Origin of the sequence: Gillisia marina, from assembly GCF_000258765.1 — a bacterium.
In the GTDB taxonomy this organism is placed as follows: domain Bacteria; phylum Bacteroidota; class Bacteroidia; order Flavobacteriales; family Flavobacteriaceae; genus Gillisia; species Gillisia marina.
Genome location: NZ_AJLT01000003.1, coordinates 39,094 through 56,575 on the forward strand (window position 1 = coordinate 39,094; position 17,482 = coordinate 56,575).

The 17,482-nt window shown below is 36.4% G+C and carries 10 protein-coding genes and 3 pseudogenes; 11 read left to right on the top strand and 2 right to left on the bottom strand.

The features are described from left to right. Nucleotides 1–69 precede the first annotated feature (69 nt). The 8 genes and pseudogenes from ON07_RS00965 to ON07_RS14060 all read left to right on the top strand — a co-directional run bounded on the left by ON07_RS00965 (nt 70) and on the right by ON07_RS14060 (nt 10,992). Entirely contained in the window at nt 70–975 is a 906-nt protein-coding gene (locus ON07_RS00965) for an AraC family transcriptional regulator (protein WP_010227450.1), read from the top strand. A 110-nt stretch (nt 976–1,085) separates the two neighbouring features. Beyond that, entirely contained in the window at nt 1,086–2,120 is a 1,035-nt protein-coding gene (gene hemH, locus ON07_RS00970) for a ferrochelatase (RefSeq protein ID WP_010227452.1), read from the top strand. Further along, a pseudogene (locus ON07_RS14055) lies at nt 2,120–3,483 on the top strand (MATE family efflux transporter). Before hemH ends, ON07_RS14055 begins: the two are co-directional and overlap by 1 nt. 76 nt (nt 3,484–3,559) lie before the next feature. Then, nucleotides 3,560–6,684, top strand: a pseudogene (locus ON07_RS00980) (VPS10 domain-containing protein). Between the two features lie 5 nt (nt 6,685–6,689). Next, complete coding sequence (locus ON07_RS00985; protein WP_010227459.1) at nt 6,690–7,238, top strand: CopD family protein; 549 nt, start codon at nt 6,690–6,692, stop codon at nt 7,236–7,238. Nucleotides 7,239–7,285: 47 nt separating this feature from the next. Then, complete coding sequence (locus ON07_RS00990) at nt 7,286–8,749, top strand: sensor histidine kinase (RefSeq protein ID WP_029331291.1); 1,464 nt, start codon at nt 7,286–7,288, stop codon at nt 8,747–8,749. Between the two features lie 204 nt (nt 8,750–8,953). Next, the gene (locus tag ON07_RS00995) at nt 8,954–9,736 is read left to right on the top strand and encodes an enoyl-CoA hydratase/isomerase family protein (RefSeq protein ID WP_010227461.1); all 783 of its coding nucleotides are present in this window, start codon (nt 8,954–8,956) and stop codon (nt 9,734–9,736) included. A 178-nt stretch (nt 9,737–9,914) separates the two neighbouring features. After that, a pseudogene (locus ON07_RS14060) lies at nt 9,915–10,992 on the top strand (PA0069 family radical SAM protein). Here ON07_RS14060 and ON07_RS01005 read toward each other — a convergent pair. Together ON07_RS01005 and ON07_RS01010 are read right to left on the bottom strand one after the other, a co-directional pair. Next, nucleotides 10,989–11,480 (bottom strand): hypothetical protein, encoded by a 492-nt coding sequence (locus tag ON07_RS01005; protein ID WP_010227462.1) that lies wholly within the window; start codon nt 11,478–11,480, stop codon nt 10,989–10,991. The pseudogene ON07_RS14060 and the gene ON07_RS01005 overlap by 4 nt on opposite strands. Before the next feature lie 104 nt (nt 11,481–11,584). Then, nucleotides 11,585–12,631 (bottom strand): endonuclease/exonuclease/phosphatase family protein, encoded by a 1,047-nt coding sequence (locus ON07_RS01010; protein ID WP_029331294.1) that lies wholly within the window; start codon nt 12,629–12,631, stop codon nt 11,585–11,587. A 126-nt stretch (nt 12,632–12,757) separates the two neighbouring features. On the opposite strand from ON07_RS01010, the gene ON07_RS14065 reads away from it, so the two are divergent. Genes ON07_RS14065 through ON07_RS01020 form a run of 3 tightly spaced genes read left to right on the top strand, consistent with a single transcriptional unit; the run spans nt 12,758 to nt 16,984 of the window. Further along, a complete protein-coding gene (locus ON07_RS14065) occupies nt 12,758–14,800 on the top strand; it encodes a carboxypeptidase regulatory-like domain-containing protein (RefSeq protein WP_316928051.1) in 2,043 nt (680 codons plus the stop codon). Then, complete coding sequence (locus tag ON07_RS17545) at nt 14,790–15,569, top strand: TonB-dependent receptor (protein WP_316928052.1); 780 nt, start codon at nt 14,790–14,792, stop codon at nt 15,567–15,569. The genes ON07_RS14065 and ON07_RS17545 overlap by 11 nt, the downstream gene beginning before the upstream one ends. Before the next feature lie 20 nt (nt 15,570–15,589). Further along, nucleotides 15,590–16,984: a DUF5689 domain-containing protein gene (locus ON07_RS01020; protein WP_010227464.1), complete on the top strand. Its 1,395-nt coding sequence runs from the start codon at nt 15,590–15,592 to the stop codon at nt 16,982–16,984. The last annotated feature ends 498 nt before the right edge of the window (nt 16,985–17,482 follow it).

Here is a 17,482-nt window from a genome sequence, read left to right on the forward strand (position 1 = left end):
TTGCAGTGATTTCAAATGTTTAGAAGCTATTAGTTTAGATTCATTCTAAATAAAAAAGTAAAAATTACAATGAATTCTGAAGAAAAAAACGTCGCTGAAGGGTTTGTAGATGAAACTAAAATTGAAGATGGATTCTTCATATTAAAGTTTCAAAATGAAGAAAATACGCCTCAGAAAATTACTAGAGAAATAGATAGTACCTACATTCAATTTCACTTTTGTGTAAAGGGGGACGGAAAATTTCTCTTTAATAATAGCAGCTACGAGTTGCCGTTAAAAGAAGAATATTCACTGCTTTTATACAATCCGCAAAGAGATTTGCCCTTAAATTTAGATTTGCACCCAAAGTCTTGGCTTATCTCTATGGTGATCTCTATTAAGAAGTTTCATTCTATGTTTTCTCAGGAAGCTAATTATATTCCTTTTTTGAGTTCAGAAAACAGCGATAAGAAATATTACAAGGATGGCGATATTACTCCTTCGATGGCAATTGTATTAAATCAGTTGATGAATTTTAATTTGATGCCATCAATTAAATCCTTGTATTTTAAGGCCAAAGCCTATGAATTACTGAGTTTGTATTTTAATAGGTCTGGAGATAACAATGTGGAGCAATGTCCATTTTTAGTAGATGAAGATAATGTGATGAAAATTAGAAAGGCAAAGGACATTGTAATTGCCCATATGGCTGAGCCACCTTCGCTTCAGGAGCTCTCTACAGAGATCGGTTTGAGTTTAAAAAAGTTAAAGGAAGGCTTTAAACAGATCTATGGAGATTCTGTTTATAGTTTTCTATTTGACTATAAAATGGAATTTGCCCGTAAGCTATTGGATTCGGGTGAGTTTAATGTGAATGAAGTTGGCCTGAAAGTAGGATATAGCACGGCAAGTCATTTTATCGCGGCTTTTAAAAAGAAATTTGGAACCACTCCAAAGAAATACGTGATGTCCCTGGCATTGCCAAACAATTCTTAATGCATTGATTTTATTAATAATCCAATTGAGCTAATCTTAGTTTAAACGCATTTTAAAAATATTTATAATCGTATTTTTAAATTCTGAAAATAGCTGAAAAAGAAAAGAGAATGAGTAAAGGTGTACTCTTGGTAAATCTGGGTTCTCCGGATAGTACCGACCCAAAAGATGTAAAGAAATATTTAGGAGAGTTTTTAATGGACGAACGCGTGATCGATGTTCCTCTTTGGGCGCGAACAATTTTGGTGAAAGGAATTGTTTTAAATACAAGGCCAAAACAATCTGCCGCAGCCTACAAAAAGATCTGGTGGGATGAGGGTTCTCCTCTTATCGTTTTATCTGAAAGGTTAAAAGATAGGATAGATGAAAACACCTCTGTACCAATTGTTTTAGCAATGCGTTATGGAACTCCAAATATAAAATCCGGACTTCAGGAACTGCATGATCAGGGAGTAGATGAGGTGCTTATTTTTCCTCTCTATCCCCAGTTTGCCATGGCAACCACCGAAACTATTTTAGTTTTAGCAGAAGAGTTAAGACAAGAATTTTTTCCAAAAATGCGATTTACCTCTATTCCGGCTTTTTACAACCATCCAGATTACATTAGGGTATTGGCGAATAGTATTCAAGAGAAATTAAAAGATGTGGAATATCAACATATTTTATTTTCATATCACGGGGTACCGGAAAGACACATTCGTAAAAGTGATATTACTAAGTCTCATTGCCAGATAGATGGAAGTTGTTGTAATACACCATCTAAAGCACATCAATTTTGTTACAGGCATCAGTGTTTTGAAACTACACGTTTGGTAGCAGAATACCTTCAGTTAAAAGAAAATTCCTATAGCGTTACCTTTCAATCCAGACTTGGTTTCGATCCATGGTTGCAACCTTATACAGATAGAACTATCGAACGTTTCGGTAAACAAGGCATGAAAAATCTAGCTATTGTAACACCTGCATTTGTGAGTGATTGTTTAGAAACTTTAGAGGAGATCGCGATGGAAGGGGAAGAGATCTTTCATGAAGTTGGCGGAAAAGAATTTACTGTTGTTCCTTGTTTAAATACTCGAGAAGATTGGGTGAAAGTACTTTCTAGATGGGTAGACGAATGGGCTTTCGCTAACGAAGTAGAAGCTTAATGGCTCATGTAAATTCAGCGGCTTTAGGTAAGGATCCAATCTGGAAACTGTTAATAAAACAGGCAGCTCCAGCATCTATAGGAATTCTAGTAATGTCCCTGAATATTTTAGTGGACACTATATTTGTAGGAAATTGGATAGGTTCTATCGCAATTGCCGCGATAAATGTAGTTTTACCGGTTTCTTTCTTTATTGCTGCTTTGGGGATGGCAATAGGAATTGGAGGTTCCTCGATTATTTCAAGAGCTCTGGGTTCTGGAGATAAACCGAAAGCGCTAAAAACCTTCGGAAACCAAATTACCCTTACCCTTATTTTATCTGTATTTTTAGTATTGATAGGCTTAACGTTTGTCGATTCTATTATCCCTGCTTTTGGAGGGAAAGGAGATATTTTCGATCCGGCCAAGATCTATTATATCGTGGTTTTATATGGAGTGCCATTCTTAGCGCTTTGTATGATGGGGAACAATGTAATACGGGCAGAAGGCAAACCAAAATTTGCTATGATTGCATGATAATTCCCTCAGTATCTAACCTTTTATTAGATTATATCCTCATCAACGTTTTGGATATGGGAATGTTGGGAGCAGCAATCGCATCGAGTGTTTCTTACTTCTTTTGTTTCTCTTATGTCTTATGGTTTTTCCTTTCCAGTAATTCAGAATTAAAGATAAATTGGGCTCATTTCGGGTTTGATTTCCCAATTTTAAAGGAGATCTCTTCTCTTGGTTTTGTCACGTTAGCCAGACAGGCAGTAGTGAGTATCACCTACTTATTAATGAATAATATTTTATTCGAACTCGGTGGAGAAGATTCGGTTACTGTATATGCAATTATAGGTAGAATGCTGATGTTTGCACTTTTCCCGGTATTAGGAGTAACACAAGGATTTTTGCCAATCGCCGGATATAATTACGGAGCGGCACAATGGGAACGTGTGAGAAAAAGTATCAATACCGCCATTTTGTATGCTTGTGGTTTGGGATTGTTAGTTTTTGCCGGCATCATGTTCTTTTCAGAAGATATTGTTAGAGTTTTTACAGATAATCCTGCGGTAGTTCGAGATACGCCAAGTGCCATGCGATGGGTTTTTGCTGCCACGCCAATTATCGCTTTACAGTTAATTGGTTCGGCCTATTTTCAAGCTATTGGAAAAGCAGTTCCTGCATTGTTACTCACCCTATCACGACAAGGATTTTTCTTTATTCCTTTAGTGCTGATATTACCTATATATTATGGTGAAATTGGAGTTTGGATATCTTTCCCAATTGCCGATGTGCTCTCAACCCTTGTAACTGCCTATTTTTTAAATCGTGAAATTCGCTTGAGGTTAAAACCATCCCTATCTGAAACGGTTTCATAGAAATTGGTATATTTAACTTCCATTCAATTTATGGTTGAATTGAGTTTAATATCAACAGAATTACACACTACACTCTATGAGAACATTTTTACCTAAACTTCTTCTTGTATTCTTTTTCTTCGGAATTTATACAGAAACCAACGCACAACGTAACAAAAAATCTACTGAAACAACAATCGACTCAAGCGCTTTCGGAGCTTTAAAATACCGATTAATAGGACCTTTCGTGGAGGGCGTTCTGCAGCTGTAGTTGGAGTTTCCGGCGAACCAAATTTGTTTTACTTTGGATCTACCGGAGGAGGAATTTGGAGAACTACTGATGGTGCCCGTACTTGGGAGAATATCTCTGATGGATTTTTTGGAGGAAGTATCGGGGCGATAAGTATTGCTAACAGCGATCATAATATATTATTTGCCGGAGGTGGAGAAAAAACCTTAAGAGGAAATGTTTCTTCCGGATCCGGAATATGGAAATCTGTAGATGCAGGGAAAACCTGGAAATCTATGGGCTTGGAGAAAAGCAGGCATATTCCAAGAATCTCCATTCATCCTACCAATCCAGAGATCGTTTATGCAGCGGTTTTGGGAAATATTTATAAGCCAACTCAGGAACGTGGGATTTATAAAAGTACCGATGGAGGACTTACCTGGAAAAGAAAACTTTTCGTGAATGAGCAGGCAGGGGCAGTAGATCTTATAATGGATCCTAACAACCCTCGAATTTTATATGCTTCTACATGGAGAGTGCAACGTACGCCTTATAGTTTGAGCAGTGGTGGAGAAGGATCTGCTCTTTGGAAAAGTACAGATAGTGGTGAAACCTGGAAAGAGATCTCCAATAATAAAGGCTTTCCTGAGGACACCTTGGGGATTATGGGAATTACCGTTTCTCCGGTAAACTCCAATAGAGTTTGGGCAATTGTAGAGAATAAGGAAAAGGGCGGCGTTTATAGAAGCGAAGATGGTGGTGCGAGTTGGAAAAATATAAATAGCGACCGTAGTTTACGCCAAAGAGCTTGGTATTATACTAGAATTTACGCCGATCCTAAAGATGAAGACGTTGTTTACGTAGTGAATGTTTCTTATCATAAATCTAAAGACGGAGGAGAGAATTTTACTTCAGCAAGAGCACCTCATGGAGATCACCACGATATGTGGATCGCTCCTGAAAACCCAAATAGAATTATTATGGGTGACGACGGTGGTGCGCAGGTAACTTACGATGGTGGAGAAACTTGGAGTACTTATCACAATCAGCCAACTGCACAATTTTACAGAGTGACTACAGATAATCACTTTCCTTATAGGATTTATGCCGCCCAACAGGATAATTCAACTATTAGAATAGACCATAGAAGTACAGATTATACAATTTCTGAAGATAATTGGGAGGAAACTGCCGGAGGAGAATCTGCTCATATTGCAGTAGATCCAGAGAATGATGAAATTGTTTATGGAGGAAGTTACGGTGGATTTCTAACTCGTGTAAATCACGAAAAGAATACGCAACGGGCAATTAATGTTTGGCCTGATAATCCGATGGGACACGGAGCTGAAGATATGAAATACAGATTCCAATGGAATTTCCCAATCATTTTTTCTAAGCATAATTCTAATAAATTATATACGTTTTCCAACCATGTGCATGTAACTACGAATGAAGGCCAATCTTGGGAAACTATTAGTGAAGATCTTACGAGAAACGACCCTACTAAACTTGGTTCCAGTGGTGGACCTATAACTCAGGATAATACCGGGGTAGAGTATTACGCAACTATTTTTGCTGCTGAAGAATCTGCTTTGCAAGAAGGCTTGATCTGGGTGGGAAGCGATGATGGCTTAGTACATGTAACCAAAGACGGAGGCAAGAACTGGGAAAATGTAACTCCAAACGGATTGCCGAAATGGGCACAGATAAATTCATTAGAAACCAGCGATCATGATGCTGGAACAGCTTATATCGCTGCCACAAGTTATAAGTCGGGGGATTTTGCACCTTACCTTTATAAGACAACCGATTTCGGGAAATCATGGACAAAAATTACCAATGGGATAGGAAATGAACATTTTACCCGAGTAATTCGTGAAGATCCAACCGATAAAAACTTGTTATATGCAGGAACCGAAAACGGTATCTATATTTCTTTTGATCAAGGAAAACAATGGCAAGAATTTCAGTTAAATCTGCCAATAGTTCCCATTACAGATCTGGCAATAAAAGAAGGAAATTTAATCGTGGCAACCCAAGGGAGAAGTATATGGATTTTAGACGATCTAAGCGTGTTGCATCAATATGATTCTGAAAACGCTAAAAAAGATTCATTTTTATTTCAACCTAAAGACACGTATAGAATTGGTGGAGGATCTAGACCAAATTCTAAGACAGATGGAACGAATCTTCCGAATGGTGTGGTGACTTATTTCAACATTAAAGATCTGGATGAAAAGAAAGACACGATTCATCTTACATATTTTAATCAGGCAAATGATACCTTGAAATCTTTCGGGAACCAATCTAAAGAAGATAAGTTAAAAGTTAAAAAGGGTTCCAATATGTTTGTTTGGGATATGTACGAGAAAGGTGCCGAAAAGTTAGATGGGATGATTTTATGGTGGGCAGATCTTGAAGGTCCAAGAATTCTTCCCGGAGAATATGCGGTAGAATTGAATGTAAACGGGAAAAAAGAGCGTAAAAATTTTAAAGTTCTGGCGAATCCAAATGCTGAAACCGATAAAGTAGGTTTGCAAAAGCAATACGATTTTATTGCAGATGTGAATGCAACTGTAGACGAAGCTCATAAATCCATCAAAAAAATCAGAAAGATCAACGAGCAATTAAAATCTTTTCAAACTCAATATAAGGGGAATGAAAAAGTTAAAGATCTGGTTGAAAAAGCGAAGCAAATGGAAGAGGAATTTGGGGAGATCGAAAAAGCACTTTATCAAACCCAAAATAAGAGCGGGCAAGACCCTTTAAATTTTCCAATAAAACTCACCAATAAATTGGCGCATTTAAACTCGTTAGTTGGAATGGGAGATTTCCCACCGACAGATCAGGATATAGCTGTGAAAAACGAGTTAACTTCAGCAATAAAAACGCAACTGACTGCTTTTGATACGTTGATAGATAAAGAAATTAAGGAATTCAACAGACAATTCAACGCGAAGAATCTTAATTATTTATTTTTGGACGCTCAATAAGATCCATGGAATATTACAATTACATTAAAGCCCTGCATTTAATCTTTATTATCACTTGGTTTGCGGGGCTTTTTTATATCCCTCGTCTATTTGTGTATCATATAGAAGCTTCAGCTAAAGCCGAGCCCGAGAAATCTATCTTGACGACACAATTAAAATTGATGACTAAAAGGCTTTGGTATATCATTACTTGGCCTTCAGCAATTTTAGCAAGTATTTTTGCATTTTGGATGCTATACCTCATGCCTATTTGGGTAGAACAGGATTGGATGCAAGTAAAATTAGGATTTGTAGTTTTATTATATGCTTATCACTTTAAATGTCATTTGATCTTTAAAGAAATGCAAAACGATATTATAAAATGGAGCTCCAATCACATGCGACTTTGGAATGAAGGCTCTACCTTGATCCTGTTTTCGGTCATATTTTTGGTAATTGTACGCGATGCAATTAACTGGATCTATGGCGTGCTTGGGATATTTTTATTGGCCGCCATGTTGATGCTTGGAATTAAAATATATAAACGCATTCGTTCTAAAAACCCCAATGCCTAATATGGTGTGATAATTGATTATTTCAGCATAATTACTCGAAATTTTTTATGAAGCTTTTAAAATTATCTTTAAGAAACCGGATTTTCATTTCCATGATGTTGCTGGTTCTTGTAGCTTCTATACTTATTGCCGGGGTTACGGTTTTTCAATATAAACAGGAATCTGAAGATTATCATCGCGAACGTCTGGAACGTAAAGAGCAGGCAATTCGGGAGAATATAAAATTTGTTTTAGAGGGCACTACACATGTAGTGAGCACAGAGAATATGCCTGTAATTCTTCAGCAAAACAATAAAATTTATGAGATTTCGCAGGTTCATGATATGCAGCTTAATGTGTACGATCTCAATGGGAAGTTACTTATAAAATCTAATGAGTCTTTCTTTAGGGACACTACAAATGTGCAAATTCCCAAACACATAGTTAGGGAATTGGAGAAATCCCGAGAAAAACGATATTTAAAACGGTCTCAGGTAAATGGACAGAAATTTCAATCTTCTTATACGTATATCACCGACAATAAATTTAAACCTCTGGCAATCTTGTACCTGCCATATCTCCAGGATGACGATTTGCTTCAAAAGGATTTGAATGATTTTTTAGTGAAGTTAGGCGAGGTTTATCTTTTTATGTTTTTGATCGCTATTTTGATGTCTTACTTCCTTTCTAAATACATTACAAAATCGCTGAAGATCGTCTCGCAAAAGATTATTGATACTCGCTTGGATAAACGACTCCAAAAGATACAACTAGACAATGCCACAGAAGAGATTTACGCCTTAGTCTCGGCATATAACAGTATGATAGACGAGTTGGAGGAAAGTGCTGTAAAACTTGCTACAGGAGAGCGGGAACAAGCATGGCGAGAAATGGCAAAACAGGTGGCACATGAAATCAAGAACCCTCTGACACCAATGCGCTTAACCGTGCAAAGTTTTCAACGAAAATTTGATCCTCAAGATCCAAATGTACACCAAAAATTAGATGAATATACCAACACGCTGATTCATCAAATAGATACGATGAGTGCAATTGCGTCTGCATTTTCAAATTTTGCAAAGATGCCGGCACAACAAAATGAGATTCTTAATGTTCCAAAGATCGTTAAACTGGCGCTGGATATTTTTAATGAAAATTATATCGAATTTCAAACAGAAAAAGAAGAAATACTCGCAAAGTTCGATAGAACTCAGTTGATAAGAGTGGTGACTAACCTTGTTAAAAATGCAACTCAAGCTTTAAACGAAGAAGCAGCACCTAAAATATTGGTTGAGGTGAAGGAAGAAATGGAAATGGTTACGATTCAGGTTTCAGATAACGGAGTGGGAGTTCTGGAGGAGGATAAAGAAAAGGTATTCGAGCCAAAATTTACCACTAAATCTAGCGGAATGGGATTGGGACTAGCGATGGTTAAAAATATTGTAGAGACGTATCAAGGGGAGATCACTTTTGTTTCTGAAAAAAATAAAGGCACTATCTTTACCGTAAGGTTTCCGAAGCAAAATACTTAAATAATTAGCGTATCAATTCGCTTTTTGTCCGAGATGCTGAACGGATTCCGATAGCTATCAGAACAGCAGGACGATATTTTTAGAAAATAACACCGTCACCCTGAACTTGTTTCAGGGTCTAAAATTATAACACCAGTTCTCAATTTGATATTTAGTATCAAAGCAGGTAAAAACAAATTATAAAAATCTAAAAAATCCATATAAATGAATTTTGAAAATATTTTAGTTGAAAACAATGAAGGAATTCTTCAAATTAGTATTAATAGGCCTTCTAAATTGAATGCATTAAACAGAGCTACTATTGAAGAATTGCATGATGCTTTTAGCGATGCACAAGAAGACACGGATGTTAAAGTGATTATTTTAACAGGAAGTGGAGAAAAGGCCTTTGTTGCAGGCGCAGATATCAGTGAGTTTTCAGATTTTTCTTCGGAAGAGGGGAAAATGTTGGCTGCTGAAGGTCAGGCAAAACTATTCGACTTTGTAGCTAATTTATCCAAACCGGTAATAGCTGCCATAAATGGTTTTGCACTTGGTGGCGGATTGGAGCTTGCCATGGCTGCTCATTTTAGAATTGCCAGTGATAATGCAAAAATGGGACTTCCGGAAGTTTCTCTTGGAGTAATTCCGGGTTATGGCGGTACACAAAGACTGCCTCAATTGGTTGGAAAAGGTCGCGCTATGGAAATGATCATGACTGCCGGAATGATAGACGCCAATCAGGCCTTGCAATACAATCTCGTAAATCATGTTGTTGCACAAGAAGAGTTGCTTGATTTTGCTGAAAAACTTGCTGGAAAGATCATGCGTAATTCTTTAGTTGCGATAAGCTCTGCGATTAAAGCGGTAAACGCTAACTACGAAACCGGAGTGAATGGTTTTGAAACCGAAATAGCTGAATTTGGCTGGTGTTTTGGTACGGAAGATTTTAAAGAAGGAACTTCAGCATTTTTAAATAAACGCAAGGCAGATTTTCCGGGGAAGTAGAGTGAATGATATTTTGTCTGTTCGAGCGGAGTCGAGAACTTTTTAATCGAAAAGGGAAATCAGATTATAGCCTGTATTGAGCTATGTCGAAATGCTCAACCTGAGATATCCACTTAAAAATTAAAACAAAAATATGGAATAATTCCCTTTAAATGGAATTATTCCATATTTTTGTTTTATGTTAAATGAAGGAGAATATATAAAAGGAAGAGGAGCTCAATTAAATGTTTCAAATAAATTTGATGCGCATACCCATGAATTGCGCTCGGATTTTCTGAATTATTGTGCGGTTGAAGGTGATGAGGCTACGAATTCTAAAACGGTTCTTATAGATACTTTTCCCAAAACCATTGTGAATAAAGTGATGAGTCCGGATGTGGGGATGGGGTATTCTTTGAATCCGTATCAGGGCTGTGAACATGGCTGTATATATTGTTATGCAAGAAATTCTCACGAATATTGGGGATATAGTGCCGGATTGGATTTTGAACAGAAAATTTTTGTTAAGCGAAATTCAGCAGAACTTCTCGAAAAAAAACTTCAAAGTCACCGTTGGAAGGCCGTACCCATTGTATTATCTGGAAATACAGATTGCTACCAGCCAATCGAAAAGAAATTGGAGATCACCAGGCAACTGCTCAAAACATTTTTAAAATTCAAACACCCGGTTGGGATCATTACGAAAAACTCTCTGGTACTTCGTGATTTAGATGTTTTGAAAGAACTAGCAAAAAACAATTTAGTTCAGGTTCACCTTTCAATAACTTCTTTAAATGAAGAAACCAGAAGGATCCTTGAACCGAGAACAGCAACTATTAAAAAACGCTTGGAAACCCTAAATCTATTAGCTTCCAATAATATCCCAGTAAGTGTGATGATGGCTCCAATAATTCCCGGAATCAATAGTCATGAAATTCTACAGCTTGTAAAAGCAATTTCAGAAAACGGTGCTCTAGGAGTTGGATATACTATGGTAAGGTTGAATGGAGCTATAGGCGGAATATTTACCGATTGGATAAAAAAAAACAATGCCGGATAGAGCAGATAAAGTATTACATCAAATAGCCGAATGTCATGGCGGAAATTTGAACGATAGCGAATTTGGCCGACGCATGAAAAGATCGGGAAATATTGCTGAACAGGTTTCACAACAATTTAAGATTGCACGAAAAAAGTATTTATCGGGTAAGGAGATGCCCAGACTAAACTGTGAATTACATGAGCAATATAAGGATGGACAGATGAGATTATTTTAAAGAAATTTATTAAAATCTGTATCTAGTTTTAAATTGCCATATGGACCTAATGTGGCGGCGATCGCAGGTCCAACATCTACTCCTAGATTAAATCCATTTTTCCCAAAGTAGCTAATCCCGACTGGGAGATAGCCTATAAAAACGCCTTTTTCCTCCTTTTGTTCAGTAGTTTTAAACGCGTCAAAACCTTGAGTATCTATATAAGTTCCAGAAAGTCCAATATGAAATAGAATCTTGGACTCTTCTATGCTCCATGGGAAATATTTTATTCCAGCACCTACACTTGGAATACCCACGCCTATTTCCAAACTCACATTTTCAGAAACCAAACGTTCATATGTAATTCCAATAAATGGGGATGATCCTAAAACATTGAAGGAAATGGCATTTTTGCGCATTCCGTTAATACTGGTGGTGGTTTCTTGTGCTATGCTAGTAAACGAAACAAATAATACAGTAAAAATTAGAAGAACATTAATTTTGGTCATAATACTTAAGAATTCCTATATGGAAATTCTATAGCAAGGTAGACTTTAAAATAGCTGTTTTAAAAAATATTTTAACATCTGTTTTCTAACCAATAAGATTGAAGTCATTGCTGTGAAACTAAATACACAAAAACCGGGAAATGATCTGAAAATCCTCCTGTATATCCGCTATAATCATAACTCCTAAAAGGATACCCTCGAAATTGCCCATTTAGCGTGATAAGGTAATGGGAGTTAAATATTCCCGCTTGGTAGAATTGGAGTCCGCTGCGGCTGCCCAGTAAAGATTCCGATACTAAAATTTGATCGAATAGATTCCAACTATCTCTATAGGCTAACGAACCTTTTCCTTGCTTGGCTAGATTCTCCATAGGATTAAAGAGCTCTTGAGCCAAAATTGTTTCCCTATTATTGCTGGTTTTCAAAACCTTTTTAAAACTTTTATTTGTTGGATCATCATTAAAATCGCCCATGCTAAGTATTTTAGCAAAAGGATCTTTTTGATAAATCGAATCGATTATCTGCTTATTTAGATCAGCAGCTTTTTCTCTTCTGTAATTTGTTTTTGCCTCGCCCCCACTTCTTGAAGGCCAATGATTTACAATTATATTAATGGCCTCGCCATTTAGCTTACCGGAAACTACTAATTGATCTCTGGTAAATATCCTTTTTGTTGGTTCATCCAAATCATATAACATTAATCTCCTAGACTGGGAATCGTCCGGAATAAATAATGATTTTTGATATAATAACGCCACATCGATACCGCGCATGTCCGGTGAATCGTAATGAACTATTTGATAATTGAATTTTTCTAAAAGAGGATGATTTACGAGGTCTTCCAGAACTCGTAGGTTTTCAATTTCACATAAACCTATAATCGCAGGGGCAGTTTTGGAATTATCAAGCCCAATCTCTGAAATTACTCTGGCGATATTCTTTATTTTATCCTCATATTTTTCCTGAGTCCACATATCTTTCCCTAGCGGAGTCCTATCATCATCAAAAGTTAGTGGATCATCTTCGGTATCGAAAAGATTTTCAACATTATAAAAAGCAACGGTATAAATATTATAATCTTTTCTTTCTTGTCCCAAGGAGTATGTGCTAAACAGTAAGCTTGTAACTAAAATAATCACAAGTTTCTTCAAATTTATACAATTACAGGGAGTATATATCATGAATAGTTAAAAGTTAAATTATTAGTGAATTTACATTTTTTATTAGTTGGATTTAATAAAAATAGTATCTTAATTGCTGAAATTGAGTGTTTTATAATGAAAGGCAGAAAACTTTTATTATTTCTGATGCTTCTTGGCATCCTCAAGATTTCTGCTCAAAACACTGCCCTATCAGGTTCCGTAGTGGACGCCTTGTCTAATCAACCAATCGTAGGGGCACGCCTAAAATTGGAGGGTACCACCTATATAAAAATCTCAGCACCCGATGGCAGTTTTCAATTTCAGGATATAGACCTAGTTCCAGGAAATTACATTTTGGAAATTACCAAACCAGCATATCAAATTGTACGAATCCCTATAAATTTAAATGTTGAACAACCTAAACCCTTGGGTGAAATTCCTTTACAACAAGTTCTGTTGAAGGAACAAATTCAGTTGGCGACCATAAGTTTAAGCGAATCTGAATTGAATGAAGATCAAGGTGGTACAGATAATATAACAGGATTACTTCAAGCTTCCCGGGATGTTTTTCTAAATGCTGCTGCCTTTGATTTCAGTAGTACATTTTTTAAACCTCGAGGTTTGGGAAGCGAATATGGCATTGTCTCCATAAATGGGATTGAAATGAATAAATTCTTTGATGGCAGACCACAATGGAGTAATTGGGGCGGACTAAATGACCTTCAGCGAAATCAGGTTTTTGCCAATGGCTTGGTTCCGGGAGAAACCACATTTGGTTCTCTGGCTGGAAATACTAATATCCTTATGAGGGCGTCCCAATACAGCAGAAATACTAAGGTGTCTTATGCTGCTGCTAACAGGAGTTATGCCGGGAGAGTTATGGCAACCTATAGTTCCGGGGAAAAGCCCGGAGGTTGGTGGTATGCATTAGGGTTAGCAAGAAGATTTGCAACTGAGGCTTACATTGATGGGACATTATACGATGCAAACTCTTTTTTTATTTCAGTAGAGAAAAAGTTGAATTATGCACATAGCTTAAATTTCACGGGCTTCTACACACCCAATATTCGGGGGAAATCTTCGGCAAACACTCAGGAAGTTTTCGATCTTAAGGGTAGAAAATATAATTCCTTTTGGGGTATTCAGGATGGGGAGATCAGGAATAGCAGAATTAAAGAGGTTAAAGAGCCCATTTTAATGCTGAATCACTTCTGGAAACTTTCAGAAAAAATCAAAATAAATAATAATGTCGGCTATCAATTTGGTTCTACTGGAAATACTCATTTGGATTTTGGTGGTACACGGCTGGTAACTCAAAGCGATGCGCAACAAAGTTTTATAGGAGGCGGGAGCAATCCAGACCCTTCCTATTATCAAAAACTGCCTAGTTATTTTCTAAGATTTTCTGACAATCTGAATTTTGAAGCGGCGTATCGTTCTCAAAAAGATTTTCAAGAAAATGGACAAATCAATTGGCAAGATTTATATGAAGCCAACAAGGTTTCCTTAAGTAGTGGTGGAAATGCTATTTATGTAATTGCTGAAGACAAAGTGGAAGACAAACTTCTAAATCTAAATTCAATTTTAACTGCAAATATTAATTCTTCATTGATGCTAACCGCCAAGCTGAAATTTTCCAATCTAAACAGCGAAAATTATGCTGAGGTAAATGACCTTTTAGGCGGAATAGGGTATCTAGATGTAGATTTTTTTTCGGAAGGAAATAGGGCACAGAATGATTTATTGAATCCAAATAGGATTGCCGGTTTAGAAGAAAGATTAAAATATAATTTTAAATGGAAAGCAGCTTCAGCTGAAGCTTTTGTGAATATGATAATGAGAACCGAAAAATTAGATTCTTATGTAGCGCTCAATGTATCTCAAACCAATTATCAGCGAGAAGGATTTTATAAAAACGGAAATTTTCCGGAAACGTCTTTCGGCAAGAGTAAAAAGCTAGAATTTACAGATTACGGAGCAAAGGCTGGGTCTGTTTGGAAAATTACGGGAAAGCATTTATTGGAATTTAATGCAGCCTATTTCACGAATGCTCCTGCAATTAAAAATTCCTTTTCTAATTCCAGACAAAATAACAACGTAGTAGTCGGGATTAAGAGCGAACAAATCTACTCGGGGGATGCCAGTTACATTTTTAGAAGTTCTTTTTTTGAAAGCTAGGCTCACCGGCTATTTCACTCAGATAAATAATGCAACCGAAATCTCCTTTTACTATGCCGATGGACTTTCCGGATTGGGAAGAAATAGCACGACAGCTTTTGTTCAGGAGATTTTAACCGGTATCGATAAGCAGCATCTTGGACTCGAATTAGGAGCTGAAGCACAGTTAACTTCCACCTTAAAGCTAAAGACGGCAGTTGCATCAGGGCAATTCATTTATAACAATAATCCGGATTTAAAACTCACCTCCGACGATTTTATTGAAGCTCAAGATTATGGAGAATCGAATTTGAAAAATTATAGGATTGCAGGTGGGCCGCAACGAGCCGCTCAAATAGGCTTTGAATATCGCGATCCCGATTACTGGTGGTTTGGAACAACGCTCAATTATTTTTCTCATGCTTTTGCAGATGTTAGTCCGCTGGCAAGAACCAGCAATTTTGCAACAGATTCCGATGGTTTGCCACTTTTAGGCTATGATGAGAATATTGCCCTGGACCTTTTAAAACAAGAGCAATTTGATGATTATTTTTTGTTAAATGCTGTGGGCGGAAAATCCTGGAGAGTAAAAAATTATTACATCGGATTTTTTGTGAGCGTTAATAATATTTTAGATGAATTGTACAAATCAGGTGGCTTTGAACAATCTCGGAATGCAAATTTTAGAACTCTAAAAGCAGACAGAGATCGAGAACAACCAGTATTTGGCTCTAAATATTGGTATGGAACAGGAACTTCCTATTATGGGAATGTATATATCAGATTTTGAAAAATATAAAAAGAAAGAAGATGAAGAGATTTAAATTATTTAACTGGATCGGATTGCTATTTATAGTCTTGCTAATTGATGCGTGTGTGAAAACCGATGATTTTGAGGTGCCAACAACTAATGAGGTTGAAGATGACTTCGATGGAAATTTCACAAGTATTTCAGCTATTAAAGGTAATTATAATCCAACTACAGCTACGATTTACACATTTCAAAACACAGACACTTTTGTTGAAGGCTTTGTGATTTCAAATGATGAAGCTGGGAATTTTTATAAAAAACTAATACTTCAGGACAAAGCTTCAAATCCGATTTCTGGAATTCAGATTTTAATAGATGGTACTTCCTTATTCGAAACCTACGAATTTGGGAGAAAGGTGTACATAAAATTAGACGGACTCAGCTTGTGGTTTAATAATGGCGTTTTTCAGCTTGGTATTCAAAACAGAGGAGATGTGGTTGCAATCCCTCAGTCCTTAATAGATGAACATATAATAAGATCTTCTACGACTGCTGAAATTGAACCCATTAATCTGGATATTATAGATTTCAATGAGAACTATCGCAATTTATATATTCGCTTAGAAAACGTTCAGTTCAATAGAAATCTGGTAAGAGAAGAGAAGCGATTTACATTTGCAGCTGAGGTAACCGATAGATTCGATGGAGAACGACAAATAGAGAGTTGTGTATCGGGAAGTACAAGTTTTTTAAGCACTAGTACCTTTTCAAATTTTAAGTCGCTTCTATTGCCTCAATTTTCTGGAAGTTTGGAAGGGGTGTTGAGTAGAAATTTCTTCGATGACCATTTTGTTATCATTCTTAATTCTCCGGAGAATCTTCAATTTAAAAATGACACTAGATGCGACCCTGAGTTTCTGAAATGTGGCGAAAATGAAACAGCCGGTTCAAAAGTGTTATTTGAAGAAAACTTTGTTGGCGTGAGCAATGAGAATATCCTGGATGGTAGAGGATGGACCAATGTGAATGTAAATGGAGGAAACGAGCGTTTTGAAGACGGGATTTTAAACAGCGATCGATATATTAGAATTTCTGCCTTTAATACTCAGGAAAACCCATTGGAAGCTTGGCTAATTACTCCGGGAATTAGTTTGAACAACTCAAATAATGAAGTTTTGAGCTTCGATATTAAAGCTTCTTACGATAATGGAGTGATATTATCTGTGCTTATTACAACAGATTTCACAGGAAATCCAAGTACAACCGAATGGCAATTGTTAGATGCCAATATCCCAATAGGTCCAACCAGCCAATTCGGTAAAAGTTTTATAAATTCTAAAATCGATATTTCTTGCTTGGAAGGAACATTGAACGTAGCATTTAAATATCTTGGTGCAGCACCAGATAAAACCACCACTTATGACATCGATAATATCCGGGTGACAGGAAATTAACCCTCATTGAGGGCTTTATTTATTAAATTTTTTCGTTAAAGTATCGCCTAAGCCACCACATTTGTTAATAGCTTTAAAACATGCTTGTAGCGGTCTATTTTAAAGGGATTACCAACATAAATTTAATATTTAGCTAACAATCATGACAAAACAACAAATACCTGATAATCATTAATTTAATATACCTATTTAGCGCAATATTAAGAGCATTAATAATACTCTCTGTTTAAAACTTTGTTGAAAACGTTTGTCTTAATTCCCCTGTTATGAGGGCATAACAAACTAAATTTATAAAATGTTTTGAGACATTAAAAAAACCGAAGCTGGAACTTCGGTTTATAATTTCTGAATTTCAACTAAATCTTAAAAAAATGGAGACTACCATTGGTTTATTATTGATCTATATGATTATCAGAGAATTGTAAAATTCTTATTAGAACCCGTTTATTAAAATAAACGGGTTTTTTATTATTTATAAAAACAAATATATATAATATG